At 70.9% G+C, this 24,998-nt stretch carries 28 protein-coding genes and 1 tRNA gene; 8 read left to right on the plus strand and 21 right to left on the minus strand.

Going from position 1 to position 24,998, the window contains the following annotated elements; genetic code table 11:
* Nucleotides 1–18: 18 nt before the first annotated feature.
* From ACK4SG_RS09005 to ACK4SG_RS09020, 4 genes are all read right to left on the minus strand, one after another.
* Nucleotides 19–681, minus strand: coding sequence for a methyltransferase domain-containing protein (locus tag ACK4SG_RS09005; protein WP_409601405.1), 663 nt, complete (start codon nt 679–681; stop codon nt 19–21).
* A 52-nt stretch (nt 682–733) separates the two neighbouring features.
* On the minus strand, nt 734–1,750 hold the full coding sequence (locus ACK4SG_RS09010; RefSeq protein ID WP_409601406.1) for a 3-oxoacyl-ACP synthase III: 1,017 nt from the start codon (nt 1,748–1,750) through the stop codon (nt 734–736).
* A 124-nt stretch (nt 1,751–1,874) separates the two neighbouring features.
* Nucleotides 1,875–2,189 (minus strand): DUF4156 domain-containing protein, encoded by a 315-nt coding sequence (locus tag ACK4SG_RS09015; protein ID WP_409601407.1) that lies wholly within the window; start codon nt 2,187–2,189, stop codon nt 1,875–1,877.
* A gap of 110 nt (nt 2,190–2,299) precedes the next feature.
* Nucleotides 2,300–5,143 carry a M16 family metallopeptidase gene (locus ACK4SG_RS09020; protein WP_409601408.1) on the minus strand — a complete coding sequence of 948 codons (2,844 nt, stop codon included), beginning with the start codon at nt 5,141–5,143 and terminating at the stop codon, nt 2,300–2,302.
* A gap of 91 nt (nt 5,144–5,234) precedes the next feature.
* On the opposite strand from ACK4SG_RS09020, the gene ACK4SG_RS09025 reads away from it, so the two are divergent.
* From ACK4SG_RS09025 to ACK4SG_RS09035, 3 genes are all read left to right on the plus strand, one after another.
* A complete protein-coding gene (locus ACK4SG_RS09025) occupies nt 5,235–5,954 on the plus strand; it encodes an SDR family oxidoreductase (RefSeq protein WP_409601409.1) in 720 nt (239 codons plus the stop codon).
* 34 nt (nt 5,955–5,988) lie between these two features.
* A complete protein-coding gene (locus tag ACK4SG_RS09030; protein WP_409601410.1) occupies nt 5,989–6,468 on the plus strand; it encodes a tRNA (cytidine(34)-2'-O)-methyltransferase in 480 nt (159 codons plus the stop codon).
* 143 nt (nt 6,469–6,611) lie between these two features.
* Nucleotides 6,612–7,172 (plus strand): diffusible signal factor-reguated Ax21 faimly protein, encoded by a 561-nt coding sequence (locus ACK4SG_RS09035; protein WP_409601411.1) that lies wholly within the window; start codon nt 6,612–6,614, stop codon nt 7,170–7,172.
* 144 nt (nt 7,173–7,316) lie between these two features.
* On the opposite strand, the gene ACK4SG_RS09040 is transcribed toward ACK4SG_RS09035, so the two are convergent.
* The 5 genes from ACK4SG_RS09040 to ACK4SG_RS09060 all read right to left on the minus strand — a co-directional run bounded on the left by ACK4SG_RS09040 (nt 7,317) and on the right by ACK4SG_RS09060 (nt 10,468).
* The gene (locus tag ACK4SG_RS09040; protein ID WP_409601412.1) at nt 7,317–8,360 is read right to left on the minus strand and encodes an NAD(P)H-dependent glycerol-3-phosphate dehydrogenase; all 1,044 of its coding nucleotides are present in this window, start codon (nt 8,358–8,360) and stop codon (nt 7,317–7,319) included.
* A gap of 10 nt (nt 8,361–8,370) precedes the next feature.
* The gene (gene secB / locus ACK4SG_RS09045) at nt 8,371–8,892 is read right to left on the minus strand and encodes a protein-export chaperone SecB (RefSeq protein WP_409601413.1); all 522 of its coding nucleotides are present in this window, start codon (nt 8,890–8,892) and stop codon (nt 8,371–8,373) included.
* A 120-nt stretch (nt 8,893–9,012) separates the two neighbouring features.
* Nucleotides 9,013–9,447 (minus strand): rhodanese-like domain-containing protein, encoded by a 435-nt coding sequence (locus tag ACK4SG_RS09050; protein ID WP_409601414.1) that lies wholly within the window; start codon nt 9,445–9,447, stop codon nt 9,013–9,015.
* Nucleotides 9,448–9,531: 84 nt separating this feature from the next.
* Nucleotides 9,532–9,948 carry a hypothetical protein gene (locus tag ACK4SG_RS09055; protein WP_409601415.1) on the minus strand — a complete coding sequence of 139 codons (417 nt, stop codon included), beginning with the start codon at nt 9,946–9,948 and terminating at the stop codon, nt 9,532–9,534.
* Between the two features lie 49 nt (nt 9,949–9,997).
* Nucleotides 9,998–10,468: a YiiD C-terminal domain-containing protein gene (locus tag ACK4SG_RS09060; RefSeq protein ID WP_409601416.1), complete on the minus strand. Its 471-nt coding sequence runs from the start codon at nt 10,466–10,468 to the stop codon at nt 9,998–10,000.
* 45 nt (nt 10,469–10,513) lie between these two features.
* On the opposite strand from ACK4SG_RS09060, the gene ACK4SG_RS09065 reads away from it, so the two are divergent.
* Genes ACK4SG_RS09065 through hemF form a run of 3 tightly spaced genes read left to right on the plus strand, consistent with a single transcriptional unit; the run spans nt 10,514 to nt 13,152 of the window.
* Nucleotides 10,514–11,317: a uroporphyrinogen-III synthase gene (locus ACK4SG_RS09065; RefSeq protein WP_409601417.1), complete on the plus strand. Its 804-nt coding sequence runs from the start codon at nt 10,514–10,516 to the stop codon at nt 11,315–11,317.
* 16 nt (nt 11,318–11,333) lie between these two features.
* Nucleotides 11,334–12,185, plus strand: a complete 852-nt coding sequence (locus ACK4SG_RS09070) for an EamA/RhaT family transporter (RefSeq protein WP_409601584.1) — start codon at nt 11,334–11,336, stop codon at nt 12,183–12,185.
* 25 nt (nt 12,186–12,210) lie between these two features.
* Nucleotides 12,211–13,152: an oxygen-dependent coproporphyrinogen oxidase gene (gene hemF, locus ACK4SG_RS09075; protein ID WP_409601418.1), complete on the plus strand. Its 942-nt coding sequence runs from the start codon at nt 12,211–12,213 to the stop codon at nt 13,150–13,152.
* Here the strand turns inward: hemF and rocF are convergent, their stop codons facing one another.
* From rocF to ACK4SG_RS09110, 7 genes are all read right to left on the minus strand, one after another.
* Nucleotides 13,153–14,076 (minus strand): arginase, encoded by a 924-nt coding sequence (gene rocF, locus ACK4SG_RS09080; protein ID WP_409601419.1) that lies wholly within the window; start codon nt 14,074–14,076, stop codon nt 13,153–13,155.
* A 46-nt stretch (nt 14,077–14,122) separates the two neighbouring features.
* Nucleotides 14,123–14,198: transfer RNA gene (locus tag ACK4SG_RS09085), tRNA-Thr, on the minus strand.
* 37 nt (nt 14,199–14,235) lie between these two features.
* On the minus strand, nt 14,236–14,949 hold the full coding sequence (locus ACK4SG_RS09090; RefSeq protein ID WP_409601420.1) for an SPOR domain-containing protein: 714 nt from the start codon (nt 14,947–14,949) through the stop codon (nt 14,236–14,238).
* A 9-nt stretch (nt 14,950–14,958) separates the two neighbouring features.
* Nucleotides 14,959–15,678, minus strand: a complete 720-nt coding sequence (locus ACK4SG_RS09095; RefSeq protein WP_409601421.1) for a type III pantothenate kinase — start codon at nt 15,676–15,678, stop codon at nt 14,959–14,961.
* Nucleotides 15,675–16,664 (minus strand): bifunctional biotin--[acetyl-CoA-carboxylase] ligase/biotin operon repressor BirA, encoded by a 990-nt coding sequence (gene birA, locus ACK4SG_RS09100; protein ID WP_409601422.1) that lies wholly within the window; start codon nt 16,662–16,664, stop codon nt 15,675–15,677. The genes ACK4SG_RS09095 and birA overlap by 4 nt, the downstream gene beginning before the upstream one ends.
* Nucleotides 16,661–17,281, minus strand: a complete 621-nt coding sequence (gene plsY / locus ACK4SG_RS09105) for a glycerol-3-phosphate 1-O-acyltransferase PlsY (protein WP_409601423.1) — start codon at nt 17,279–17,281, stop codon at nt 16,661–16,663. The genes birA and plsY overlap by 4 nt, the downstream gene beginning before the upstream one ends.
* A 48-nt stretch (nt 17,282–17,329) precedes the next feature.
* Nucleotides 17,330–19,150 carry a DegV family protein gene (locus tag ACK4SG_RS09110; RefSeq protein ID WP_409601424.1) on the minus strand — a complete coding sequence of 607 codons (1,821 nt, stop codon included), beginning with the start codon at nt 19,148–19,150 and terminating at the stop codon, nt 17,330–17,332.
* Nucleotides 19,151–19,274: 124 nt separating this feature from the next.
* On the opposite strand from ACK4SG_RS09110, the gene ACK4SG_RS09115 reads away from it, so the two are divergent.
* Both ACK4SG_RS09115 and ACK4SG_RS09120 read left to right on the plus strand, forming a co-directional pair.
* Nucleotides 19,275–19,577 carry a hypothetical protein gene (locus tag ACK4SG_RS09115; RefSeq protein ID WP_409601425.1) on the plus strand — a complete coding sequence of 101 codons (303 nt, stop codon included), beginning with the start codon at nt 19,275–19,277 and terminating at the stop codon, nt 19,575–19,577.
* Nucleotides 19,578–19,590: 13 nt separating this feature from the next.
* Nucleotides 19,591–20,337 (plus strand): zinc-dependent peptidase, encoded by a 747-nt coding sequence (locus tag ACK4SG_RS09120; protein ID WP_409601426.1) that lies wholly within the window; start codon nt 19,591–19,593, stop codon nt 20,335–20,337.
* 19 nt (nt 20,338–20,356) lie between these two features.
* Here the strand turns inward: ACK4SG_RS09120 and ACK4SG_RS09125 are convergent, their stop codons facing one another.
* The 5 genes from ACK4SG_RS09125 to dusA form a co-directional block, all read right to left on the minus strand.
* Nucleotides 20,357–21,802, minus strand: a complete 1,446-nt coding sequence (locus ACK4SG_RS09125; RefSeq protein WP_409601427.1) for an ATP-binding protein — start codon at nt 21,800–21,802, stop codon at nt 20,357–20,359.
* A gap of 31 nt (nt 21,803–21,833) precedes the next feature.
* On the minus strand, nt 21,834–22,517 hold the full coding sequence (locus tag ACK4SG_RS09130; protein ID WP_409601428.1) for a response regulator transcription factor: 684 nt from the start codon (nt 22,515–22,517) through the stop codon (nt 21,834–21,836).
* 48 nt (nt 22,518–22,565) lie between these two features.
* Nucleotides 22,566–22,925 (minus strand): PepSY domain-containing protein, encoded by a 360-nt coding sequence (locus ACK4SG_RS09135; protein WP_409601429.1) that lies wholly within the window; start codon nt 22,923–22,925, stop codon nt 22,566–22,568.
* A gap of 104 nt (nt 22,926–23,029) precedes the next feature.
* Nucleotides 23,030–23,941 (minus strand): arginine deiminase-related protein, encoded by a 912-nt coding sequence (locus ACK4SG_RS09140; protein ID WP_409601430.1) that lies wholly within the window; start codon nt 23,939–23,941, stop codon nt 23,030–23,032.
* On the minus strand, nt 23,938–24,942 hold the full coding sequence (dusA, locus tag ACK4SG_RS09145; RefSeq protein ID WP_409601431.1) for a tRNA dihydrouridine(20/20a) synthase DusA: 1,005 nt from the start codon (nt 24,940–24,942) through the stop codon (nt 23,938–23,940). Before dusA ends, ACK4SG_RS09140 begins: the two co-directional genes overlap by 4 nt.
* Between the last annotated feature and the right edge of the window lie 56 nt (nt 24,943–24,998).

Consider the following 24,998-nt stretch of genomic DNA (forward strand, 5'->3'; position numbering starts at 1 on the left):
GTAGGCGGTGCGCCGCCCTCAGCCCTGCCTGTGCAGCAGGAAGGCCTGGCTTTCCACCTGCTCCAGCGCAAAGCCGAAGCGAACTGCCAGCCATTGCAATGTGGCCAGGCGGTGGAAGCTGACGTGGGTGCGGTCGTCGCGGTAGCGCCAGCGCAGGAAGTTCGCCGGCAGCGCCGGCGCCAGCTGGGTCATCACCCCCAGCCAGCCGCCGGGGCGCACCAGCGCGGCCAGCTGGGTCCAGCCGGCCAGCGGGTCGCGGAAATGCTCCACCACTTCGGTGCAGGTCACGAAATCGTATGGCGTCACCAGCAGCGTCGCGTCCGGTGCGTAGAACGGGTCGTACTCGCACATCGCCATGCCCGCTTCGCGCAGCATCTGTGCCAGCACCGGCCCCGGCCCGCAGCCGAAGTCCAGCCCGCGCATGCCCGGCGTCAGCTTCGCCTGCAGTGGCGCCGCCAGCCGCGCCAGAAACGCGCGGTAGCGGGCATCAGCGGGGTCGTTCTGGTGCAGGTCGTAGATCGCGCGCTCATCAGACGCGGAGAGGTGCGAAGCCGGATCGGCCAACACCAGCCCACAGCCCGGGCACTCCACGTAACGCCGCGCCCGGTCTTCACAGAACGCATGGGTGGCGGCGCCGCACAGCGGGCAGCGCGGCGCGTCCAGCCCGGGATCGGACACCATCCGGCCGTCTCCCATCGTTGGCCACCGGCGGCGGGGCCGGGCGGCCGTCAGCTCACCACTCCACTTCCGCCATCGAGCAGTTCAGGCCGGAACCAATCCCCAGCAGGGCAACGCGGCTGCCTTTCTTCAGCCGGCCCATCTCGCGCAGCTTGGACAGCACGATCGGCACGCTGGCCGGACCGATGTTGCCGTGCTCGGCAAAGATGGTCATGACCTTCTTCGGGTCGATGCCCATGGCCTTGGTGAAGGCGGCGGTATGCACCTTGCTGACCTGGTGGATGACGAATTCGTCCAGCTCACCGGCCACCCAGCCCAGCTTCTGCTTGGCCACCTCGAAGGTCTTGGTGGCCAGCTTGATGCCCTCGATCAGCAGCATGCGGGTATCGGTGATCATGCCATCGAGGTTGCCTCGGCAGAGTTTGTTCCACTCGGTGGCGGCGCGGGTGACGCCGCCCTTGTAGCGCGGCGCGCCCGGGGCCAGCTCGGCGCGCGCAAGCACCATCGCGGCGGCGCCGGAACCCAGCGTCAGCGTGGCCAGCTCGTTGCGGAAATCGGCCTCGGTGATGTCCTCGCGGGATAGCCGATCGATGGTTTTTTCGTAGGCGAGGTTGGCGGTCTCGCCGTCCACCACCAGCGCGTACTCGATTTCGCCGCGCTCGATCATGCGGCTGGCGATGTCCATACCGTTGATGAAGGCGAGGCAGGCGTTGGCGACATCGAAGTTCTGGCAGGTGTCGGGCAGGCCCAGGTTGCCGCTGACGATGGAGGCGGTGGACGGCTCCAGGTAATCGCGGCTGACCGAGGTGTTGACCAGCAGGCCGATGCGCTCCGGCTCGACGCCGGCATCGGCCAGCGCCTTCACGCCCGCCAGGGTGGCGGCGTCGGAGGCCTGCACGTCGCCCTCCCACAGGCGGCGCGCGTGGATCCCGGCGATGTCGCCGAGCACGTCGATCCTGATGCCCAGCCGATCCAGGGTAGGCTTCAGGCGGGCATTGATCTCGTCGGACGACAGGCGACGCGGGGCGTCGATGTGGGCCAGGCCGGCGATGGCGACATGTTGGAACAGCATGGGGGTGGCACTCGCACGGGCGCCGAAACGGCGCCGGAACCGCATAGGATAGCGCCTCATGGCGCCATGCGGCGGCGTATTGTCGAAACCCGGCCGGAAATCACGCTGCGGGGTGCTGCCGCATTCAGTTGCAGCGCCACAACGCCCAGCGCTGGCTGCCGTCGCGCGGCGGGCCCAGCGGGCTGATCCGGTTGGCGGACAGGCCCGGGGCTTCGTTGCGGGCCAGCAGCTCCAGCTCGTCGCGCACGCGCATGTCGTCGCGCTCGTAGAAGCCCACCTTGTGGGTCACCGAGACTTCCACCTCGCCGCGGGCCTGGCAGCCGGTCGGCGCGGTGGCCAGCACCTGCACCTGCTTGGCGCCCGGCGCCATCTTGACGAACGTGCAGGCCGGCAGGGCCAGCACCAGCAGGACGGCGGCGACGCGGGTCGGCAGGGGCATGCGCGGGGTTCCTTGCAAACGAAGACGCACCGGATTGTGGCCCGGTGCGTCTGAATCGTGCAAAAGCGGTGGGGTCGCCGCGCGCGCTGGACGCGGCGACCGGCCGTGGCTTACTTCTTCGCCACCGGCTTGCCGTCGGCGTCGATCACGGTGACCTCGCCCAGGTTCAGCGCGCGCACCGGGGCCTCGGTCTTGGACAGATCGCCCACCACCAGCCAGGTCAGGCCGTTCGGATCCAGCGCCTTGGCCGCGGCGTTCACCTGCGCCGGCGTCATTGCCTCGATCTCCGCCTTGCGCTTGAACACGTAGTCGTCCGGACGGTTGTAGAGAACGTTGCTGGCGATGGTGCTCATCACCGACGCCGCCGTCTCGTAGGCACCCGGCAGGGTCAGGGTCAGCACCTTCTCCATGCCTTCCACTTCCTCGGCCGTCGCCGGCGCCTTGCCGGTCGCGAAGTCGGCGATCTCGCGGTGCATTTCCGCCATTGCCTCGCCGGTCTTGTCGATCTGCACCGGCGCCGAGGCGGTCCACAGGCGCGGGCCGACCGCCCCGCCGGCGCCGCTGCGGGCGCCGTAGGACCAATGCTTATCCTCGCGGAGGTTCATGTTGAGGCGGGCGGTGAAGTCGCCGCCGATCACCATGTTGGCCATGTCGTACTGCACCGACATCGGGTCCGCGCTGGACGGCAGGGTCTGCGCGGCGACGATGTTGGCCTGCACGGCGCCCGGCTGGTCGACCAGGAACACGCGCGGCTTGCGGGCCGCGGCGACCGGCGCGATGGCGGCGGTGCCATTGGCCTTGCCGGCGGCCTTCCAGTCGCCGAAGTGCTTCTCCAGCACCGGCATGATCTCCGCCAGCGTGGTATCACCCACCACCACCAGGGTGGCGTCCTGCGGGCGCAGGGCATTGGCGTGATAGGCCTGCAGGTCGACGCGGGTCAGGCCGGCAATGGCGGCCTCGGTGCCGCTGCCCGTGCGCGGGGCGGCGTACGGATGGCCGGCGCCGAACACCAGGCCCGGCACCACGCGCTGGACGATGCCATTCGGGTTGGCCTTTTCCTGTTTGATGCCGGCGATCCACTGACCCTTCACCCGGTCGATATCGGCCTGCTCGAAGCGCGGCTTGCGCAGCATGTCGGCAAACAGGGTCACCGAGGACTCCAGGTTCTGCTTCAGCGCGGACAGGTAGGCGCTGCTGCTGTCCAACCCGGCGCTGGCGCCGATGTTGGCACCCAGCGACTGCACGCGGTCGGCGAAGGCCAGCGCATCCAGCTCGCCCGCGCCCTCGTCCAGCAGGCCCATGGTGAAGCTGGCCACACCGGGCTTGCCGGCCGGATCGGCCGAATAGCCGCCGCGGAACTCGTAGCTCATCTGCACCACCGGGACGTCGTGGCGTTCAGCCAGCACCACTTTGGTGCCGTTGCTGAGGGTGGCGTGCTGCTGCTGCGGGAACTTCAGGTCGGGGAAGCTGGACGGCATCGGCACGCCGGCCTTGCGGTCCACCGTGCTTGCGAGCGTCTTGAACCTGGGGTCCGCCTTCGGGATCTTGAACGGCGTGGGCGTTTCCGCCGGCTCCTCCGCGATGGGAACGCGCTTGCCCGGGTTCACCACCAGGGTATGGCTGCCCTTGCCCGCGCCCAGCCAGGCATTGCCGGTGGCGCGCAGCGCCTCCGGGGTGGCCTCGGCCAGGGTCTTGAGGCTGGCGCGGAAGCAGCCCGGGTCCCCCGTGAACACCGTGCATTCGGCCAGCGCGTCGGCCTTGCCGCCGAAGCCGCCGATACGCTCCACGCCGCGGATCCAGCCAGCCTGGATGGCCGTGCGGTTGCGCTCCACTTCGTCGGCCGTCGGCCCTTCGGCCAGCAGCTTCTTCAGTTCCTCGTCGATGGCGGCCTCCACCTTGGCCGCATCCATGCCCTGCTTCACCGTGGCGGTGATCAGGAAGGTGCTGCCCAGCTGCGAGCCGTAGGCGCCGGCGCTGACGTTGTCCACCAGCTTGTCCTGGTGCACCAGGCGGCGGTCCAGGCGCGACGACTTGCCGCCACCCAGGATCCGGGCGAACAACTGCAGGCGATCGAGATCGGGCTGGCCGTACTCGGCCACGTTCCAGACGCGATAGATGCGCGACTGCGGCACCTGGTCGGTCATCTCGGAGCGGGAGTCGGCCTTGTGCGCCGCCACGTCCACCTTCGGCTGCGCCATGGTCGGGCCGGCCGGAATGTCGCCGAAGTACTTGGCCACCTTCTCCTTCGCGGTGGCAAGGTCGATGTCGCCGGCCAACACCAGCACGGCGTTGTTGGGCCCGTACCAGGTGCGGAACCAGGTCTTCACGTCCTCCAGCGAGGCCGCGTTGAGGTCGTTCATCGAGCCGATGGTGCTGTGGTGATACGGGTGGCCCTTCGGATACATGATCTTGCCGAGCTCATCCCAGACCTGGCCGTAGGGCTGGTTTTCGCCCTGGCGCTTCTCGTTCTGGACCACGCCGCGCTGCTCGTCCAGGGTCTTCTGGTCGATCGCGCCGAGCAGGTGGCCCATGCGGTCGGACTCCATCCACAGCGCGGTATCCAGCGCGGTGGTCGGCACGTTCTCGAAGTAGTTGGTGCGGTCGGAATTGGTGGTGCCGTTCTGGTTGGTGGCGCCGATGGCCTTGAACGGGGTGAAGAACTCGCCCGGCGCGTTCTCGCTGCCGTTGAACATCAGATGCTCGAACAGGTGCGCAAAGCCCGTGCGGCCGGCCGGCTCGTCCTTGCTGCCCACGTGGTACCAGACGTTGACCGCGACGATCGGCGCCTTGCGGTCGGTGTGCACCACCACGCGCAGGCCGTTGGGCAGGGTGAAGGTCTCGTAGGGGATGTCGACGGCCGGTGCATTGGCGGCGAGCGCAGACGGCATGTAGGCGCCAGCGGACAGGGTGGTGGCCAGCGCAAGCGCAAGCGCAGCGGGACGGAACACGGACATCGGCAACTCCTCGAGGCGTAACAGCGAACGAGGATCATAGCGGCGCCACGGGACCGGTACACTAGGCCAAAAGCCACCCGGAGCGAGTCGCATGGTCCGCACCGCCCTTGTCACCGGCGCCAATCGCGGCCTTGGCCTCGAATTCGTCCGCCAGCTGCTGGCCCGCGGCGACCACGTCGTGGCGACCTGCCGCCACCCCGGCAAAGCCACCGCGCTGACCGCACTGGGGGCCGCCCATCCCGGGCGGCTGCATGTGCTGCCGCTGGATGTGGCCCGCGAGACATCGCGGGCCGAACTGGCACGCGAGCTGCCGCTGGTGCTGGGCGAAAACGGCCGGTTGGATCTGCTGGTGAACAATGCCGGCGTGCTGCACAGCGGGGAACGCTTCGGCCACCTGCAACAGGCCCTGCTGGAAGACAGCCTGAGCACCAATGCCGTGGGCCCACTGCTGCTCGTGCAGGTATTGGCGCCGCTGCTGCGCGACGGCGACGGGCAGCACAGCCCCGTCATCGCCAATCTCAGCTCGCAGCTGGGCTCGATCGCCAGCGTCACCCGCTTCGGCACGCCCGGCTATGCCATCAGCAAGGCCGCACAGAACATGGCCACCGCGCAGCTGGCCCAGGCGCTCGCACCGCGGGGCATCGTGGTGCTGGCGCTGCATCCGGGCTGGGTGCAGACCGACATGGGGGGCCCGCAGGCCCCCGATCCGGTGGATACGGTGGTGGCGGGCATGCTGCGCCTGTTCGACGCCACCACCCCCGCGCAGACCGGGCGCTTCTTCGACTGGCAGGGACGCACGCTGCCCTGGTGACCGGGTGCCGCGGCATGCCGCCTAGAATGGCGGCATGCCGCACGTCATCCTGCATCGCCCCGAAATTCCCCCGAACACCGGCAACGTCATTCGCCTGTGTGCCAATACCGGCGCGCAGCTGCACCTGGTGCGTCCACTGGGCTTCGACCTGGACGATCGGCAGCTGAAGCGTGCCGGGCTGGACTACCACGAGGTCGCGCGGATGCACGTGCACGACGACCTGGACGCTGCGCTGGCCGCGATCGCCGCCGAGATCGGCGCACCGGCGCGGGTGTTCGCCCTGTCCACGCGCGGGTGCGTGCGCTACGACGCGCCCGCCTACCGCGAGGACGACGTGTTCCTGTTCGGCAGCGAAACCGCCGGCCTGCCCGGCGACGTGCTGGACGCGATCCCCCAGGCGCAGCGCCTGCGCCTGCCGATGCGCCCCGGCAACCGCAGCCTCAACCTGTCGAACGCGGTGGCGGTGATGGTGTTCGAAGCCTGGCGGCAGGCGGGCTTCGCCGGCGGCCAGTAGGGCGCGCGGTTGTACGCCAGCCAACCCGAATGATTCCTGTACCGACTCGTACTGTATTCAGCCCATGTTGCAGCCCGGCGCCAACAATGGCCCCGTCCCGCCCGTCCGGCGGGGCACACAACAACAACATGGAGGTCCACCTCATGAAGCGTCTCGTCATTGCCATTGCCCTGGCTGCCACCCTGCCCTTCGCCGCCTCCGCGGCCGACGGCATCTCCTACAACTCGGTGAAGGGCGGCTACGTCGCCACCAACACCGACGGCCCGGATGCCGACGGTTGGAGCCTCGGCGGCTCCGTCGCCGTGCACCCGAACTTCCACCTGTTCGCCGACTACGGCAACCAGGACATCAAGCACTCCAGCGCCGGCTTCGAGCAGTCGCGCATCGGCGGCGGCTACAACACCGCCATCGGCAAGAACACGGACTTCGTGGCCGACATCGGCTATGACGTGATCAAGGCCAAGCACGGCGGCCCGAAGGCCGAAGGCTACAGTGTCGAAACCGGCGTGCGCAGCCTGCTGATGCCGAACGTCGAGGGCTATGCCAAGGTCGGCTACATGGACACCAACAAGACCAGTGGCGAGGCCTATGGTCGCCTGGGCACCAACGTGATGTTCAACCAGAACTGGGGCATCAACGCCGACGTGCGCCTGATCCAGGGCGGCGACACCCAGTGGTTCGTGGGTCCGCGCTTCACCTGGTAAGCCACGCTTGCCCGTGACAACAAAAACGCCCGGCGCAAGCCGGGCGTTTTCTTTTGCAACGCGCCGCTAAGCAATCTGCGGACAACGCAAGGGTTCCCGTCGGCCACGAAGGGCCAAAGTACGCGACCGCCAGCGCGCGCCAGCTCAGCAGAACAGCGATTGCGGGTATTCGGCCTTGCGCTCGCGGGCCATCAGCCGGGCCAGGCCTTCGGCCGGCGTGACCGTGCCCTGCAGCACGTCGCGCACACCCTCGGCGATCGGCAGCTCGATGCCGTGCGCTTCGGCCAACCGCATCACTTCCTCGGCGGTCTGCAACGACTCCACCACCTGGCCGATCTCGCGCACCGCGTCGGCGATCGATGCACCCCGGCCCAGCGCCAGGCCCAGCCGGCGGTTGCGCGACAGGTCGCCGGTGCAGGTCAGCACCAGGTCGCCCAGCCCGGCCAGGCCCATCAGGGTCTCCGGCCGACCGCCCAGGGCGATGTTGAGGCGCAGCATCTCGTTCAGGCCGCGGGTGATCAGGCCAGCGCGCGCATTCAGGCCCAGCCCCATACCGTCGGCAACGCCGGTGGCCACCGCCAGCACGTTCTTCATCGCGCCGCCCAGTTCGGCACCGCGCATGTCGTTGCCGGTGTAGGCGCGGAACGCGGGGCCGTGCAGCACATCGGCGACCCGCCGACAGAAATCGGCATCATCCGAATGGACGGTCAGCGCGGTGGGCAGGCCTTCCGCCACTTCCTTGGCGAACGAGGGGCCGGTGACCACCGCCAGCGGCACGCCGTCGCCCGCCCCGCTGTCATCCAGAATGTCGCCGGCGACTTCGTGGAGGAAGCGGCCGCTGCCCGGCTCGAAGCCCTTGGTGGCCCACGCCACGCCCGCACCCGCCGGCCGCAGCGGCGCCAGCGCGCGCAGGGTCTCCGCGAACGCGTGCGACGGCACCACCACCAGCACCAGACCGGCATTGGCCAGTGCGTCCGGCAGCGACGTGGTCGCGCGCAGCGCCGCCGGCAGGGCGATGCCCGGCAGATAGCGTGGGTTCTCGTGGCGGCCATCGATGGCGGATGCCACCGACGGATCGCGGCCCCACAGCACCGTGGGGTGGCCGTGCCGCGCGATCAGCGCAGCCAGCGCGGTGCCCCAGGAGCCCGCGCCGAGGACGGCGACCTTCGGCTTGTCAGACGCCGTCATGCGTCGCCGTTCAGGCGTTGCCGGCGGTTTCGGCGTCGGCCAGCGAGTCGCCCTGGCCCAGCTGGGCAGCGCGCTGGCGCAGGGTCTCGGCATACAGGCCGTCGAAGTTGATCGGCTGCATCGGGAACGGCGGGAAGCCACCGGCGGTGATCAGCTGGCCGATCGCAGCCGAGGCGTAGGGATACAGGATGCTCGGGCACTGGATGCCCAGCATGGCGTCCAGCAGCTGCTCGTCCATGCCGCCGAGGCCGAACACGCCGGCCTGCTCGACTTCGGCCAGGTAGGCGGTCTTGCCGTTCAGGGTGCAGGTCAGGGTGATGCCCAGGCTGACCTCGAACGCGTTCTCGGCCAGGCGCTGCACTTTCTGGTTCAGCTTCATCTGGAGATCCGGCTGGCCCTGCTCGTTGAACACCTGCGGCGCGTTCGGAGCTTCGAAGGACACGTCCTTCACATACAGCTTTTCGACAGTGAAGGTCGGGCCTTGCTGGGCATCGGCGGGCGCGGCGGCGCCGTTCAGGGTTTCATCGGACATGGGATTCTCGACTGCAACGAAAAGAGGAAGAAGTGCGGATTATCGCACCGATCGCGGAGCGACCTGTGCGACATGGGGTGGGCCCGCAGGGAATGCAAGCCGCGCCCTGGCGTGGTCGGCTCAGCGGCCCTTGACCAGCGGCAGGTCGGCGGCCATCCAGGCCTGGATACCCCCGTCAAGCACGCTGACCTGGGTAAACCCTGCCTTGCGCAGGCGCTTGGCAGCGCCGCTGGCCGTCTGGCCGACCCGGCACACCAGCACCACCGGCAGCGTCTTGGCGGCAGCCAGCTGCTTGTTCTCGGGATCGAACTGGCTGGTCTGGACGTTCTTCGAGCCGGCGATATGGCCCTTTTCGAACTCACCCGGCGGACGCAGATCCACCACCAGTGCGTTATCACGGTTGATCAGGCCGGTCAGCTGGGCCGGGCCGATCCGGCGCACGCCGCTGAGCAAGGACGCGATTTCGTTGGCGACGATCGCCACCGTCAGCCCGACCAGGGCCAGGGAAAGCAGGGCATGGCGGCCGGCAAAAGCGACCAGTTCAGCAAAGCTCACGGACAACAACCTGTGGAAAGGGACCGCCCATTGTAGAGGCTGCGACGCCGTTGGGCGCGGCGGCAGGCCGCAGCCCGCTCCGGCTCACTCGCCCCACAGGTCAGGCAGGCCGCTGACCAACCACCAGCTGCGCGCCTGCGGGTCGTAACGCCAGCGCTCGCGATAGCGCACCGTGCGCTCGGCCAGGGTATTGCGATTGATGACCCCGATCTCGATGTCGCGCACCACGTCGCCATTGCCGAGGACGCTCGCGCCAACATCGCGATACGACGAAATCTGCACCTGCTTGTAGCGGGAAAAGTCGATGTCTGTCAGCGGATGCGCCCGGCGCACCTCGGGGTCGACCAGATTCCAGGCGCCCTCGAAGTCGCCCCAGCGGATCGCCGCCGAATAGCCGTACTGGGCCTCGTCCAGTGCGCTGCCTTTGCTGGCCGACTTGGGACAACCCGCCAGCAGCAGCAGGCAGCACAGCAGCAGGCAGCGCGTCAGCCATCGGGACATGGGGCATCTCGGAAGACGAAGGGATGGCGGCATCCTAACCGCTTCCGGGTCAGGACCTGGCAATCGCCACGTAGCGCCCGGCATAGGTGGCGGCCACCGCGCCGTCGGCCAGCACCGTGCGGGCCTGCAGGCGGATGCTGACGCGCCCCTGCCGGCGCAGCACGTCCAGCAGCGCGGCGTGCTCGGCGGCATCGTCAAACGTGGCCTCGACCACCAGATCCTCGAACACCGGCTTGAGGAAGCGCACGCGGCTGTCCGCCACGAACACGTCGGCGTGGACGCCGGCACTTTCAAGCTCCAGCGCCACCAGGCCCCAGGCCGCGATGGTCATCAGCGAGGACAGGCTGCCGCCGAATGCGCAGCCCTTGTCGTTGACATTGGCCGCCAGCGGCGCACGCAGGCGCAAACACCCCTCGCGCCAGGCGTCCACCTGCACCTGCAGCGCGGCGACCGGCGGCATGCCGGCGAAATGGGAGGCCAACGCCGCCAGGCCCTGTTCGTGGGAAGTGATTCGATCCATGCCGACAGCCTGACGCAGGCGGTGCCACCATGCCAAGCTGTATGCATGCCGTGCACTGTCGCTCCCGCCCTGCCGCTGCACCACTGGACCGTCCTGTCGCTGCGGCCCCGCGGCCAGCACGGCAGCCTGCGAACGGCGGCGCGGCGGCGCGGCGCGCGGGTGCTGGCGGCTTCGCCAATCGCGATCGTGCCGCTGGACGATGCGCGGACGCGCACCACGCTGGCCGCCGCCCTGGACGCCGAGCGCATCGTGTTCACCAGCCCCAATGCGGTGCGCGCGGCAGCCAGGCTGGCACCGCTGCGGGCGCGACGCGGCCAGGTCTGGCTGGCGGTGGGCGCAGGTACCCGGCGGGCGTTGGCGCGGGCGGGCATCACCGCAATCGCACCCAACCGAATGGACAGTGATGGGCTTCTGGACCTGCCGGCGCTGTCCGACGTGCGCGGGATGCGCATCGGCCTGATCACCGCACCCGGCGGCCGCGACCTGCTTGCACCCACGCTGACCGCACGCGGCGCGCAGGTGCTGCGCGCCCATGTGTACGCCCGCCGCGAAGTGGCATTGACGGCACGCCAGCATGCAGCGCTGGCCGCCGCGCTGCATGCGCCCCGGCGCGTGCTGCTTATCGCCAGCAGCAGCGAGGCGCTGGCGGCGCTGCTATGCCAGGTGGACGCTGCGGCGCTGCGGCACTGCGCCGTGGTCGCCACCAGCGCACGCATGGCCGAGGCTGCCCGTGCAGCCGGGTTCGTCCGGGTGGCCGTCGCCCCCTACCCGCGTCCATCGGCGCTGCTGGATGCCGCGGTGACCGCCTTTGTCCCGCCATGCCGCGCCCGGCGGCCACGCCGGCCGTGACCGCCTGCACATCGCCATGACCCAGGTCTTGCTGGCGGCCCTGTGCAGCGTGCTGGTATCAGTGCTGCTGAAACTCGCCCGCCGCCGCGGCATCGACGTCGGCCAGGCGATCGCCTGGAACTACGTGGCCACGCTGGCGCTGACGCTGGTCGTCCTGCGACCGCCGCTGGCACCGCTGCAGGCCGCCGGTGCGGCCACGTGGGTGACGCTGGGCGCGCTGGGCCTGCTGCTGCCCACCATCTTCCTCGCGCTGGCCGCCTCGGTGCGACACGCCGGCATCGTGCGCAGCGACGCGGCGCAACGGCTGTCGCTGCTGATCCCGCTGCTGGCGGCGTTCACCCTGTTCGGCCAGCCCGCCAGCGACATGCAGCTGTTGGGATGTGCGCTGGGCCTGCTGGCGCTGGCCGCGATGGTGTGGCGCGGCGATCGCACCGCTGCCGTCGATGCCGCGGCGACGGGCTGGGGCTGGCCGCTCGCAGTGTTTGCCGGCTTCGGCCTGATCGACGTGCTGTTCAAGCGCGTCGCAGCGACCGGGCTGCCGCTGGGCAGCGCGCTGCTGGCGGTGTTCGCGCTCGCCCTTGCAGTGGGCTTTGCCATGCAACGTGCGCGGGGCGCGCGCTTCACCCTGCGCAGCGCGCTGGGCGGGCTGCTGCTGGGCGCCTGCAACTTCGCCAACATCCTGTTCTACCTGCACGCGCATCGCGCGCTGCCCGACAACCCTGCGCTGGTGTTCGCCAGCATGAACCTCGGCGTGGTGGTGCTGGGCACGCTGGTCGGCGTGGCGGTGTTCAAGGAACGGCTGGGGCGCATCAACGCGCTTGGCCTGCTGCTGGCGCTGGCCGCTATCGCGCTGCTGGCCTGGGGCTGAGCCGGGCTGCGCCTACAATGCGCCCATGACCGACCGCATCCCCAGCCTCGACACTGTCCGCGACTACCTCACCGGCCTGCAGGACCGCATCTGCGCCGCCATCGAAGGCGCCGACGGCAGCGCACGCTTCCACCAGGACACATGGGAGAAAGACCCCGCCAGCAGCCCGATCCGTGGCGGCGGGCGTACCCGCGTGCTGCGCGATGGTGCGGTGTTCGAGCAGGCCGGGATTGGCTTTTCCGACGTGTCGGGCGACCGCCTGCCGCCATCGGCCACGGCGCACCGGCCGGAACTGGCGGGCGCCTCCTGGCGGGCGATCGGTGTGTCGCTGGTGCTTCATCCACGCAATCCGTTCGTACCGACCACCCATGCCAACGTGCGCCACTTCCGCGCCGAGCGCGACGGCGAAACGGTGGCGTGGTGGTTCGGCGGCGGCTTCGACCTGACGCCGTTCTATCCCTTCGACGAGGACGTGCTGCACTGGCATCGCACTGCCCGCGCACTGTGCGAGCCATTCGGCGGCCAGAGCCGCTACGAGGCCCACAAGCGCTGGTGCGACGAGTATTTCTTCCTCAAGCACCGTGGCGAGACGCGCGGCGTCGGCGGCCTGTTCTTCGACGACTTAGGCGAAGACTTCGCGCGCGATTTTGCCTATCTGCGCGCGGTCGGCGATGGGTTCCTCGACGCCTACCTGCCGATCGTCGCCCGCCGTAAGGACACCCCCTACGGCGAGCGCGAACGCCAGTTCCAGCTCTACCGGCGCGGCCGCTACGTCGAATTCAACCTGGTCTACGACCGCGGCACCCTGTTCGGGCTGCAAAGCGGCGGCCGCACCGAGTCGATCCTGATGAGCCTGCCGCCGCTGGTGCGCTGGGAATACGGCTATGTGCCCGAGGCCGGCAGCCCCGAGGCGCGGCTGGCCGACTACCTGCGCCCGCGCGACTGGCTGGGCGACGCGGCGGCCTGATCAGTCGCGCATCAGGGTGGACTTGCCGAACAGGCTTTCCACCAGATCCACCGCCAGCTTTGCGGTGGCATTGCGGCGATCCAGCGCCGGGTTCACTTCCACCAGGTCCAGCGAGCCCAGGCGGCCGGTGTCGGCCACCATCTCCATGATCAGCTGCGCCTCGCGGTAGTTCACGCCGCCGGGTACGCGGGTGCCGGTGCCGGGCGCAATGGACGGGTCCAGCATGTCCACGTCGAAGCTGACGTGCAGATGGGTGTCCGCGTCCACACCTTCCAGCGCCTCCTCCATCGCGCGGCGCATGCCGACTTCGTCGATGTAGCGCATGTCGTAGATGTCGAGCCCGTATTCCTTCACCAGCCGTTTCTCGCCCGGATCGACCGAGCGGATGCCGATCTGGCGCACCTGGTCCGGCGTGATCGCCGGCGACGCACCACCCAGCCGGGTCAGCACATCGGGGCCCAGCCCGCACAGGCAGGCCACCGGCATGCCGTGGATGTTGCCGCTGGGCGTGATCTCGCGGGTGTTGAAGTCGGCGTGCGCGTCCAGCCACAGCACGCGCAGCTTCTTGCCGGTGTCGCGGCAATGCGCCGCGACCGCGGCAATCGAACCGATGCCCAGGCAATGGTCGCCACCCAGCAGGATGGGCATGCGGCCGGCGCGCAGTTCGCGGATGCTGGCGTCAAAGACAGCACGGTTCCACGCCGCCACCTCCTCGAGATGGCGGTAGCCGTCCACCGGCGGGCTGACCGGGTTGCGCGGACCGGCCACATCGCCAACGTCGCGAACCTCCAGGCCGCGCGCGGCAATCGCCTCCACCAGCCCAGCCACGCGCAGCGCCTCGGGCCCCATCGAGGCGCCGCGCCGGGAGGCGCCGATGTCGGTGGGAACGCCGAACACGGAGACGGGCGGATAGCTTCTGGTCATGGGACGTCCTGTAGGCGATGGGGCGGCGACTGCGCCGACGGGAAGGTGGTGCCGCTTGTCCGAATCGAACGGACGACCTGCTGTTTACAAGGCAGCTGCTCTACCAACTGAGCTAAAGCGGCGATTGCATGGATTCTACCAGCCTCACCGGGGCCGGCTTCAGCGCGGGTTGGCGCAATCCACCGGGCGGGACGGCGCAATGCGGGCGAGCGCGGCGGAGTCAACCGCGGCCGGCAGGCGGGCGTCCAGCCAGGCCTGTGCAGGCGTGCCGCCCACCGGCTCGGCGCTGGCCTGCACGCCCTTCGCCTGCAGCTCCGCCTGGCGGCGGCGGGCGCCGGCCTCGGTGCTGAAGCGGCCCAACGCGATGCTGTTGGCAGCCTCGCCCTGCGCCATCACGAACAGGTCACGCACGCCGGCGGCTTCCAGCTGCTTCACCAGCGCCTGCGCCGCCTCGCGCGAGGGCTGCGCCGGCAGAAAGACCTTCCAGCCGCGCGATGCGCGGCCCGGCAGATCGCGCGGCAACACGGCGGTGGCGCCCAGGCCGACCAGCGCATCGGCGGCGCGGGCGCGTGCCGCGGCATCGGCAAAGGGGCCGAAACGCAAGCAGACCAGGGGGGCGTCGGTGGGGGTCGGGGCCGGCACAGGCTCGGCCGGCACTGCCGGCGCAGGGGGCATGTCGGTTGCAGGCGCAGGCTGCATGGGAACGGAGGCAACGCTCGCAGGAGCCGCCACGGCATCGCGCTCCCCCAGCAAGCGCAGGGTGGGCGTCCCCTCGTCGGTGGCCGCGGCACGCGCCGGCGGCTGGAACAGCCACCAGCCGGCGGCGCCCAGATTGAGCATCAACAGCATCACGATGGCGGCGCGCAGCAGCATGCGGCGAGTTTATGCGATCCGCAGCGCGCACCAGCGCGCAAGCCCGCGCAGCACCGCATCGGGCACCCAGCGGTGGTCGGGCAGGTGCGGGCGCAGCGCCGGCGCACCGCCGCCGTGCAGGTGCACCACCGGCGCCGTGCCCAGCAACGCCTGCACGGCCTGCAGGCTGCGCTCCACCAGCGCCACCGCGGCACCCTCGCAGCCGGACGCCAGCGCGGCATCGGTGTCGTTGGCGAACTCGGCGTAGACGCCGCCGGCTTCAGGCAACTGCGCGGCGCGCGCATGCAGGGCTTCGCGCATCAGCTGCGGCGAGGGCGCGATGCGACCGCCGCGGTGGCGGCCGCCCGCATCCACCAGGTCCACCGTCAGCGCCGTGCCCACGCCGACCACCAGCACGGCACGGCCCTCGCAGGCGCCGAGCATCGCCAGGAAGCGATCCACCCCCAACCGCGCCGGCACCGCATAGGCGATCCGCAGCGGCCCCAGCGCCGGCTCGGTGGAGACCCGGTGCAGCCGCGTGAAGCGCCCACACAGGGCATCGAGCAACGCGACGCGTCGTGCCTCCGGCGCCACGCTGGCCAGGCAGGCCACGTCGCCCGTGGGCAGGGCGTCAAGCCATGCGCCCGCATCGTCGTGCGCAATGGCGCGCACCTCGCCCAGACCGCCGTCGGGGCGCAGTGGCGCGCATTTCAGGCGGGTATTGCCGAGATCGAAAAGCCACGTGTTCATGCGCGCACGCTCACGTCGCCGGCATGCACGCGGCACTCGCCGCCGTTGGCGTCACGCAGGCGCAAGGCACCGTCATCGGCCAGGCCCAGCGCCACCGCGTCGAACGCGCCGCCAGCCTCGTGTACACGGATGCGGCGGCCGGCCAACGCATCCAACGCGGCGTAACGCGGCAGGAACGGCCCCAGCCCCTGGGCATCAAACAGGCGGAGTGCCGGCAGCAGATGGGCCAGCAACATCGCCACGACCGCGTTGCGCGGCGGCGCTGGCGTGCGCAGCGTGGCCAGGTCGGTCCAGGGCTGGTCGATCCCCGCGGCCACCGCCGATGGCATGCGCACGTTGAGGCCCAATCCGATCACCGCGCGCGCGGTGCCGCCTGCCTCGCCACCGCCTTCGACCAGCAGTCCGCCCAGCTTGCGCAGGCCGGCGGCATCGGCGACGACCAGGTCGTTCGGCCATTTCAGCCGCACCTCGGCAACGCCCAGCGCCTGCAGCGCCTCCGCCGCGGCGATGCCGGCGACCAGGCTGAGGCCGCCCAGCCGCGCCAGCCCGCCTTGGAAGCAGCGCACCAGCGACAGATACACGTGCGCCGCCAGCGGCGACGCCCAGCTGCGCCCGCGGCGTCCGCGGCCGCCGGTCTGGCGCTCGGCCAGCAGCACCGCGCAGCCGCGCGCGGGGGCTTCGTCGCGCAGCAGGGTGCTGTTGGTGGAGGCCAGCGACCACGCGACGTCCAGGCCAGCGAGATCGGCCCGCACGTCCGCAGGCAGCGCCGTCCGGATCGCATCGGCCTCCAGCAGGTCCAGCGGCTGCGCCAGCTGGTAGCCGCGCCCGGGCGCGGCATCGATCGCCACGCCGGCCTCGCGCAGCGCCTCGATCCGCTTCCACACGGCGGCGCGGGTCAGGCCCAGCTCGGCGGCGAGCACATCGCCACTGACCGGGCGCTCGGCCAGCCGCAGCAGCAGGGCGCGCTCGCCGGCGGCGTCGCTCATGCGCGGGCGCGCCAGCGGTGGAACAGGCGCACGCGCTCGAAACGCGACTCGGTGCCGCGGCGCAGGCGCTGCAGGTTGGTGCGATGGGTGAACGCCAGGAACAGGGCGATGCCCAGCGCGAACGCCAGACGCGCGGGGTCGCCCCCCTCCCACGCGGCCCAGGCCGGCAGGCTGGCTGCGGCCAGCACGGTGGACAGGCCGACGTAACCGGTGACGACCAGCACCAGCACCCACACCGACAGCAGCGGCAGCAGCGCGGAAGGCCACAGCACCAGCAGCGCACCGACTGCGGTGGCCGCCCCCTTGCCGCCACGGAAGCCGTGCCAGAGCGGCCACACGTGGCCCACCACCGCCAGCGCGGCGGCGGCGTAGGCCCACGTCGGCGCCAGCCGCAGCGCCAGCCACGCCGCGAGTGCGCCCTTGCCGATATCCACGATCACCACGCCCAGCGCAAAGCGCCAACCCTGGGTGCGGAAGGCGTTGGTGCCGCCCGCGTTGCCGCTGCCGTGATGGCGGATGTCCACCCCGCGCAGGCGCCCCAGCAGCAGGCTGCCGGACAGCGAACCCAGCAGGTAGGCGGCCAGCAGGACGGACGCGGCGGCAAAAGTGATCGACATGCGCGGATGATACGCAGCCGGCCGCGCCGGCCGCACGCCCGACGCCCGTCAGGGCGCGGGCTGCAGCCCGACCACGAGGGTGCCCTGGCCGGCATGCGCACCGACGGCGGGCCCCACTTCGACCAAGTGCGCTTCGTCGATCGACAACCGCTGGCGCAGCGCCGCCAGCAGGCGCTCGCCGTCCGCCAGCGCATCGGCGTGGCCGACGATCAGCCGCCAGCGCGTCCCCGCCGGCACCCGCCGGGCAACATGGCGGGCGAAGGCCTCAGGCGCGGCGCGGCGGGCCAGCAGGCCACCCGCCACTTTCAGCAGGCCCTGCGGACTGACCCGCGCGATCGGGATCAGCCCGGTCCAGCGCACCAGCGGGCCGGCCCAGCGCGGAATGCGGCCACCGCGCACGGCATGGCGGATATCGCGCGCCATCGCCCAGGTCTGCGTCTGCGGGCGCAGGCGTTCCAGTTCGGCGGCGATGGCCGCGGCGTCGGCGCCGGCCGCGGCGAGTTCCGCCGCACGCCAGGCCAGCAACGCCTGGCCGGCGCTGACGTGGCCGCTGTCGAGGCAGTGCATCGTCGCGCGCTGGCCGCGTGCCGCGGTTTCGCCCGACTGCAGCGTACCCGACAGCGGCCGCGACACGCCCACGTAGACGCCTGCCGGCTGGTGCGCCAGCACGTGCTCGAACACGCGCCGGAAGTCCCCGGGCGGCGGCTGGCTGGTCTGCGGCAGGCGCGCGGAGTCGGCCATACGGCGGTAGAACTCGGCCGCGGTCAGGCCGAGGCGGTCGAGGTAATCGCGGCCGTCCAGACTGACCCGCACCGGCACCACATGGATGCCAAACCGATCCGCCAACGCGGGCGGCAGGTCGGCCGCGCTGTCGGTGACCACCGCCACCGTCGCCGGCGACTCCACGCTGCGCTGCTGCAGCACCATGTCGTCGGCCTTCATCGCCTCCACGCGCCCGAACGCGGCACAGGCGTCGAACAGGACCTGCGGCTGGCCGACGTGGCCATGCACGCGCACCCGGCTGTCACTGCCGGCCACCACCAGCGAATCGATGCCGGCGGCCTCCAGGGCTGCCCGCAGGGCGACGCGGTCGATGCGCTCGCCCACCAGCAGACATTCGGTGCAGTAGCGGAAGCGCGGGTCCACGTCCTGGTGCAGGTGGGGGGCCTCCAGCGCTTCGTCGGCACCGGCGGCGGTGGCGGCGCGCAGGCGCAGCGCGCGCGGCCCGCCCTCCGCGTAAGCAGCGATGCCTTCCAGCCAGTCGACGAAGCCGCGCGCACCGGCATCCACCACGCCAGCCTTCTGCAGCAGCGGCATCTGCCGGGGCGTGTCCGCCAGCGCGGTGCGGGCCCGCTGCAGGGCATCGGCGAACGCCTGCCAGGGGGCGGCACCGTGGCGGCGTGCGCGCTCGTCCAGCGCGTCGGCGAACGCGGCGATCACGCTGAGGATGGTGCCCTCCACCGGATGGGCCAGCGCCGCCCGGGCGCTGTCCGCGCCGCGCCGCACGGCCGCCGCCAGCGCGGCGGCATCGAGCTGCGGCAACGCCCGTGCCTGCTCGCCGAGGCCGACCAGAAACTGCGCCATGATCGCCCCCGAATTGCCGCGGGCGCCGTCGATGGCGTCGTTGCCCACCCGCACGAGCAACTCGCCGGTGTGCACGCTGCGCCGGCTCAGCGCGCCGTGCAGCACGCTGGCGAGCGTGGAGGCCAGGTTGCTGCCGGTGTCGCCATCCGGCACCGGGAACACGTTGATGCGGTTCAACTCGTCACGCGCGGCAATGACCCGGCGCGCGCCGGCGATCAGGGCGCGGCGCAGCGCGGCAGCGGTGATGGCGGGAGCGGGGGCAGGCGATAAGGCTAGTTCGGTCATGCCGCCAGTGTGCAGACCCGGCGCGCGGGTTGCCTGCTGCGTTGCAACATCCGCAGCCCCGGTTCGCTGCTATAGTCGGATATGCGGCCGTGCGCTCCCGCACGCCCTCCCGTCCGGTGACTTCATGCGCCACTCCAGAAAGCATCTGCTGCTGGCCTGCCTTGTCCTGCTGGGCAGCGTCGGTCCTGCCGGCGCCTTCGAGCTGCGCCATCAGGCCTTGGAGCCGGCGGCACCCGCGGAGCCCGCCGTGCCGCCGACGGATCGCCTCGAAGATGCCGATCTGGACGGCGCAATCGCCGCTGCCCGGGCGCAGCGCGCCGCCAGCAGGCCGAAGGCACAGACGCCGGCGCCGCCCGCCCGCAGCACGGGCGACAACCGCGCCCTGCCTTCGCGCTTCCACAGCTTCCTGCCCGGCATGTTCCGCTGAGGCCACGCCCCGCGTGATCTGGCCGTTCACGCGCCGGCGGCGCGCTGCTCCATCCCTCGACCCCACGCTCGCCCGGCAGGCCGCCGCGGGATTGCCGTGGCTGCGCGGCCTAGACGATCCCCGCCGCGCGCGGCTGGAGGCACTGGCCACAACCTTTCTGCATGAGAAGACCATCACCCCCGTCCACGGGCTGCGGCTGGACGCGGTGCAGCGGCTGCGCCTGGCCATGCTGTGCTGCCTGCCGCTGCTGGAGTTCGGCAGCGAAGGCCTGCACGGCTGGAGCGAGCTGGTGGTCTATCCCGGCGCGTTCCGTGCGCGACGCAGCCACGTGGACGCGCACGGCGTGCTGCACGAAGGCGACGAGGAGCTGATCGGCGAGGCCTGGGTGCACGGCCCGGTGGTGCTGTCATGGGCGGACGTGCGCGCCGACATCGCCTCGCCTGCGGACGGCTTCTGCGTGGCGGCCCACGAAATCGCGCACAAACTGGACGCACTGGACGGCGTGCTGGACGGCACACCGCCACTACCGCGCGACTGGCAGCGGCAGTGGGCATCCGATTTCCAACGCGCCTACGACGGCCTCTGCGAAGCGGTGGATGGTGGCCACGAAACCGCCATCGATCCATACGCGGCGGAGGCGCCGGAGGAATTTTTCGCGGTCTGCACCGAGTACCACTTCAGCGCGCCGCGCCTGCTCGCATCAGCCATGCCCACGGTGGCGGCGCACTTGCAGCGGTTCTACGGCCCGCCCTTGCTGTGATGCGGCACCGGCGCGGCGGTCACAGGCCGCCGGGCAGCACCGCTTCGAAACGGGCCCCGCCCAGCTCCTGCGAGCGGCCGACGTGCAGCTGCCCGCGGTAGCTCTTGAGGATGTCCTGCACGATCGAAAGCCCGATCCCGTGGCCCTGCACACGCTCGTCGCCACGCACGCCGCGCTGCAGGATCAGGGAGATGCGATCCTCGGCAATGCCGGGACCGTCGTCCTCCACCACGATCACCAGGCCCGGGCGTCGCCCGGGCGCCTGTGCGCCTTCGGCCACGGTGAGCAGCACCCGCGATTTTGCCCACTTGAACGCATTTTCCAGCAGGTTGCCCAGCAACTCCTGCAGGTCGCCGACTTCGCCATAGAACCGTGCCTCCGGCGCGATCTCGAACTCGCACAGCACGCCCTTGGCGGCGTAGACCTTCTCCAGGCCAACCACGATCTGCTCGGCCTGCGGCTCGATCGCCACCGGCGCGGCGAACAGCTGGTGGCCAGAGCGCGCGGCGCGCGCCAACTGGTAACTCACCAGGTCGTTCATGCGCCGCAGCTGCGTGTCCAGTTCGGCGCGCAGCTCGTCCTCGCCGGTGCCACTGTCGAGACGGGTGCGCAGCACCGCCAGCGGCGTCTTCAGGCTGTGCGCCAGGTCCGCCAGCGTGTTGCGCTGGCGCTCCAGGTTCTCGCGCTCGCTCTGGATGAACGCGTTGATGCTTTCGGTCAGCGGCTCCAACTCGCGCGGGTGCGCCTCGCTCATGCCGGCCGCGGCCCCGGCCTGCACGCGTTTGAGCTCGTCAATCACGTCGCGCAGCGGGCGCAGGCTCCAGCGCAACACCAGCATCTGCAGCAGCAGCAGGATCACGCCGGCCCCGCCCAGATAGCGCCACAGCGCGGCGCGGAAGGCCGCCACCTGGCGCCCCAGCGCGGTAGTGTCCTCCAGGATGTAGACCGTGTAAGGGATCTCCCCGCCCTCTGCCTCGTCACTGCCGCCCCAGACCAGGCCGTAACCGTAGCGGTAGACCTCGCCGGGGCGACCGTCGATGCGGGTCATCGGCAGCGGACCTTCGAACACCTGCTGGCCGGGCGGCAGCATGACGCCCGCCGGCAACTTCGGCCCCTGTGCCGACTCGGATTCCCATTGGCCCTGGGGCAGCACGATCTGGGCGTACAGCCCGCTGCCCGGGCGCCGGAAGCGCGGATCCGGCGGATCCCACGGCGGGATCACGCTGCCATCGCGGGCGAAGTCGCTGTTGGCGTAGGCCAGCGCGTAGCTGTGCAGGCGCTCGCGCATACCGCTTTGCGCCGTGCTCTGGAAGGCGCGGTCCAGCGCGTAGCCAGCCAGCGCGAGGAAAGCGACCAGACCCAAGCTGGCCGCCCACAGCTGACGCGACTGCAGCGAGCGCGGCTGGGCGATGCGCAGCCGCCGCGCACGGGGCGCACTGGCGGGCGGGTGGACGGGGGACGTCATGCGCGGCGCAAGGCCTGGCGACGCGCCGCGATCACTCGCCGGTGCGCGCGATCGCGAACCGGTAGCCGCGGCCGCGCACGGTCTCGATCGGCTTGAGCGTGCCCTCCGGATCCAGCTTCTTGCGCAGGCGGCCGATGAAGACCTCCAGCACGTTGGAGTCGCGGTCGAAGTCCTGCTGGTAGATGTGTTCGGTGAGATCGGCCTTGGAGACCAGTTCGCCGGCATGCATCATCAGGTACTCGAGCACCTTGTACTCGTAGCTGGTCAGGTCGACGTTGCTGCCATTGACGCTGACCGTCTGCGCGGCCAGGTCCAGGGTCACCGGGCCGCACTCCAGGGTCGGTTTGCTCCAGCCGGCGGCACGCCGCACCAGCGCATTGATGCGCGCCAGCAGTTCCTCGACGTGGAACGGTTTGACCAGGTAATCGTCGGCGCCCTGCTTGAGGCCGTCCACCTTGTCCTGCCAGCTGGAGCGTGCGGTCAGGATCAGTATCGGAAACGTCTTGCCCTCGTCGCGCAGGGCCTTGATCAGCTCCATGCCGCTCATCTTGGGCAGGCCGAGGTCGATGATGCCGACATCGAACGGCACCTCGCGCCCCATGTACAACCCCTCTTCGCCGTCCTGCGCGGCGTCCACCGCATAGCCTTCGCGCTTCAGGCGCGCGGCCAGCGTCTCGCGGAGTGGGGCTTCGTCTTCGACGAGCAGGATACGCATGGCAACTCCTGGGGATTGGGAATGGCTGGAAGGGTGTGCGGCGGGCGGTCAGTTGCCGTCGTCGTCGCGCGGCACGCGGTCAGGCCGCGCCGTCGCGGCATCGCGGCGGACGGGTTCCTGCATGAACACGCGCACGCGCCCCTGGTCGTCGATCACCTTGACCCGGTGCATGTCGCGGCCGTCGAACTGGATGCGCTCGGCCGACAGCACCTCGCCGCGGGTATTGCGCTCGACCCGACGCACGGCATCGGACAGGCTGGCAGGCGGGGGCAGGTCGTCCCGATCGCGCAGATCAGGGCGCCCGCGATCCCGCGCCTGCGGGCCGGCCTGCGCGGCAGCCACTGCCGGCAACGCCACCAGCACGGCAATGGTCATCAGCGTCGGCAGGTGCGAAGAACGGCAGGACATGGCATGCATTCTCGGTTATCGATGCGGCAATTCTGGGCGCAGCCGGTGAATCCGCCCTGAAATTTCCTGAACAGCATACCGCGCCGTTCAGCTTCCTGCCGCGCTCAGTACAGTTCGCCAATGCAGCAGCGCAGCGAGCCGCCGGCCGCCTCGATGGCGTCCAGCTCCACCGTGCCCACCCGGAACCCGGCATCGGCCAGCACGGCCCTGTGCTCGGGCGTCAGTGCCCGGCCCGCCGCCGCGCTCATCCACACCGTCTCCGGCGAGAGGGCGATGCAGTTGGCAACGAACGCCGCGTGCTCGACCGCATCGCACACCACCGCGTGCGGGGCGTAGAGGCCGGCGATGGCCTCGGCCACCGCGGGGTCGGTAAACCCTGCCGGGCAGACCACGGCCGCGCGGCCGGCCAGCACCGCCAGCACCACGTTGGTGTGGTACTCGCCGGGCGCCAGGTCGAACAGCAGGGTGGCGCGCAGGCCAAACGCCTCGTGCATCAGGCGGGCGCCGGCCTCGTCGCAGCGTTCGGACAGGCCACAGAAGCCCAGCCCGCGGGCGCGGTCGATCACCAGCGCGCCGGTCAGCTCGCAGGGATGCGGCTGGGTGGAGAGATCGACTTCGGTCGTCCCAAGGACGTCGCGGAAGAACGCGCGGATATCGGCCCGGGCCGCTTCGCGCTGGCGCACCGGATGGCGCATGCGACCGACGATGCTGCGGCCCGCGGCGGTGCCGAACACGTTGTTGGGAAACACCGCATCCGGGGTGGCCGGGTCGCCGGCGAAGCAGACCGTCGGCAGCACGGCGGAGATGGCACGGTGCAGGACGCGGTGCTGGGCGGAGGCACGCGCGGCATCGAACGCCGCGGCCTCGGCCATGTAGGCGTTGTCGCGCGCAGACTGTTCGGCCAGACGGAAGCCGTCCGGCGCAACCAGGAAGGCCGCACGCGCGGTGGCCGGGCCGAAGTCGGACGCGACGGTGCGCGCAAACGCCAGAAAAGCCGCCACGTCGCGGGTGATCACGCCGCCTCCGCGCGCCCGGTCAGGGCCAGCGCCTGTTCGACGAGTGCCCAGTCGGCACCGGGCCTGTGCGCGCCCTCGCTGAGCACCTGCCGGAACGCGCGCCCACCGGGCTGGCCGGCGAACAGGCCTAGGATGTGGCGGACGATGTGCTTCAGGAACACGCCCTGCGCGAGCTGCGCCTCCACGTACGGCCGGTAGGCGCGCAGCAGATCGCCGCGGCTGCGCAGTGCGCCTCCGAACCAGCGCACGTCAAGCGCGTGCAGCAGGTAGGGCGTGTGGTACGCCGCCCGGCCCAGCATCGCGCCATCGACGTGGGCAAGGTGCGCGGTGGCTTCCTCGGCGTCGGCGATGCCGCCGTTCACCACCACCTGCAGCGCCGGCCGCTCGCGCTTCAACCGATAGGCCCAGTCGTAGCGCAGCGGCGGCACTTCGCGGTTCTCCTTGGGCGACAGGCCCTGCAGCCAGGCGTTGCGCGCATGCACGATGAACGAGCGGCACCCCGCCTCGGCGATGGTGTCGATGAAGGCGAGGAAGCGCTCCCACTCGTGGTCGTCGTCCACGCCCAGCCGACACTTCACCGTTACCGGCACCGGGCAGGCCGCGATCATCGCCGCCACGCCCTCCGCCACCAGCGCCGGCTCGCGCATCAGGCAGGCACCGAAGCGGCCGGCCTGCACGCGGTCGGACGGGCAGCCGCAGTTGAGATTGATCTCGTCGAAGCCCGCCTCCGCGCCGATCCGCGCCGCCTGCGCCAGCAGCGCCGGCTCGCTGCCGCCCAGCTGCAGCGCCACCGGATGCTCGGACGGATCCATCGCCAGCAGGCGCGCACGGTCGCCGTGGATCACCGCGTTGGCATGCACCATCTCGGTGTAGAGCCGCGCATGCGGCGCCAGCACGCGGTGGAAGGCGCGGCAATGCGTGTCGGTCCAATCCATCATCGGGGCGACGGACAGGCGCACGAGATCGGCGGGGATGGCAGGCGAGGCGTTCACGGCGCGCATTGTACGGAGCGGGGCAGCCGCGGCGGCGATGCGCGACAATAGAGCGAACCGTTCGA

It is taken from the genome of Thermomonas sp., from assembly GCF_046293095.1.
Classification (GTDB): domain Bacteria; phylum Pseudomonadota; class Gammaproteobacteria; order Xanthomonadales; family Xanthomonadaceae; genus Thermomonas.

Excerpts from the sequence above, each read along its gene's own strand:
- ACK4SG_RS09065 (WP_409601417.1), top strand. The coding sequence starts at position 10,514 with ATGCCGTGCACTGTCGCTCCCGCCCTGCCGCTGCACCACTGGACCGTC.
- ACK4SG_RS09110 (WP_409601424.1), bottom strand. The coding sequence starts at position 19,150 with ATGACCGAACTAGCCTTATCGCCTGCCCCCGCTCCCGCCATCACCGCT.
- dusA (WP_409601431.1), bottom strand. The coding sequence starts at position 24,942 with ATGCGCGCCGTGAACGCCTCGCCTGCCATCCCCGCCGATCTCGTGCGC.
- rocF (WP_409601419.1), bottom strand. The coding sequence starts at position 14,076 with ATGACCAGAAGCTATCCGCCCGTCTCCGTGTTCGGCGTTCCCACCGAC.
- secB (WP_409601413.1), bottom strand. The coding sequence starts at position 8,892 with ATGTCCGATGAAACCCTGAACGGCGCCGCCGCGCCCGCCGATGCCCAG.
- ACK4SG_RS09055 (WP_409601415.1), bottom strand. The coding sequence starts at position 9,948 with ATGTCCCGATGGCTGACGCGCTGCCTGCTGCTGTGCTGCCTGCTGCTG.
- ACK4SG_RS09010 (WP_409601406.1), bottom strand. The coding sequence starts at position 1,750 with ATGCTGTTCCAACATGTCGCCATCGCCGGCCTGGCCCACATCGACGCC.
- ACK4SG_RS09090 (WP_409601420.1), bottom strand. The coding sequence starts at position 14,949 with ATGCTGCTGCGCGCCGCCATCGTGATGCTGTTGATGCTCAATCTGGGC.
- hemF (WP_409601418.1), top strand. The coding sequence starts at position 12,211 with ATGACCGACCGCATCCCCAGCCTCGACACTGTCCGCGACTACCTCACC.
- ACK4SG_RS09130 (WP_409601428.1), bottom strand. The coding sequence starts at position 22,517 with ATGCGTATCCTGCTCGTCGAAGACGAAGCCCCACTCCGCGAGACGCTG.
- ACK4SG_RS09070 (WP_409601584.1), top strand. The coding sequence starts at position 11,334 with ATGACCCAGGTCTTGCTGGCGGCCCTGTGCAGCGTGCTGGTATCAGTG.
- plsY (WP_409601423.1), bottom strand. The coding sequence starts at position 17,281 with ATGTCGATCACTTTTGCCGCCGCGTCCGTCCTGCTGGCCGCCTACCTG.
- ACK4SG_RS09040 (WP_409601412.1), bottom strand. The coding sequence starts at position 8,360 with ATGACGGCGTCTGACAAGCCGAAGGTCGCCGTCCTCGGCGCGGGCTCC.
- ACK4SG_RS09060 (WP_409601416.1), bottom strand. The coding sequence starts at position 10,468 with ATGGATCGAATCACTTCCCACGAACAGGGCCTGGCGGCGTTGGCCTCC.
- ACK4SG_RS09015 (WP_409601407.1), bottom strand. The coding sequence starts at position 2,189 with ATGCCCCTGCCGACCCGCGTCGCCGCCGTCCTGCTGGTGCTGGCCCTG.
- ACK4SG_RS09025 (WP_409601409.1), top strand. The coding sequence starts at position 5,235 with ATGGTCCGCACCGCCCTTGTCACCGGCGCCAATCGCGGCCTTGGCCTC.
- ACK4SG_RS09035 (WP_409601411.1), top strand. The coding sequence starts at position 6,612 with ATGAAGCGTCTCGTCATTGCCATTGCCCTGGCTGCCACCCTGCCCTTC.
- ACK4SG_RS09135 (WP_409601429.1), bottom strand. The coding sequence starts at position 22,925 with ATGTCCTGCCGTTCTTCGCACCTGCCGACGCTGATGACCATTGCCGTG.
- birA (WP_409601422.1), bottom strand. The coding sequence starts at position 16,664 with ATGAGCGACGCCGCCGGCGAGCGCGCCCTGCTGCTGCGGCTGGCCGAG.
- ACK4SG_RS09020 (WP_409601408.1), bottom strand. The coding sequence starts at position 5,143 with ATGTCCGTGTTCCGTCCCGCTGCGCTTGCGCTTGCGCTGGCCACCACC.
- ACK4SG_RS09095 (WP_409601421.1), bottom strand. The coding sequence starts at position 15,678 with ATGAACACGTGGCTTTTCGATCTCGGCAATACCCGCCTGAAATGCGCG.
- ACK4SG_RS09125 (WP_409601427.1), bottom strand. The coding sequence starts at position 21,802 with ATGACGTCCCCCGTCCACCCGCCCGCCAGTGCGCCCCGTGCGCGGCGG.
- ACK4SG_RS09030 (WP_409601410.1), top strand. The coding sequence starts at position 5,989 with ATGCCGCACGTCATCCTGCATCGCCCCGAAATTCCCCCGAACACCGGC.
- ACK4SG_RS09005 (WP_409601405.1), bottom strand. The coding sequence starts at position 681 with ATGGTGTCCGATCCCGGGCTGGACGCGCCGCGCTGCCCGCTGTGCGGC.
- ACK4SG_RS09115 (WP_409601425.1), top strand. The coding sequence starts at position 19,275 with ATGCGCCACTCCAGAAAGCATCTGCTGCTGGCCTGCCTTGTCCTGCTG.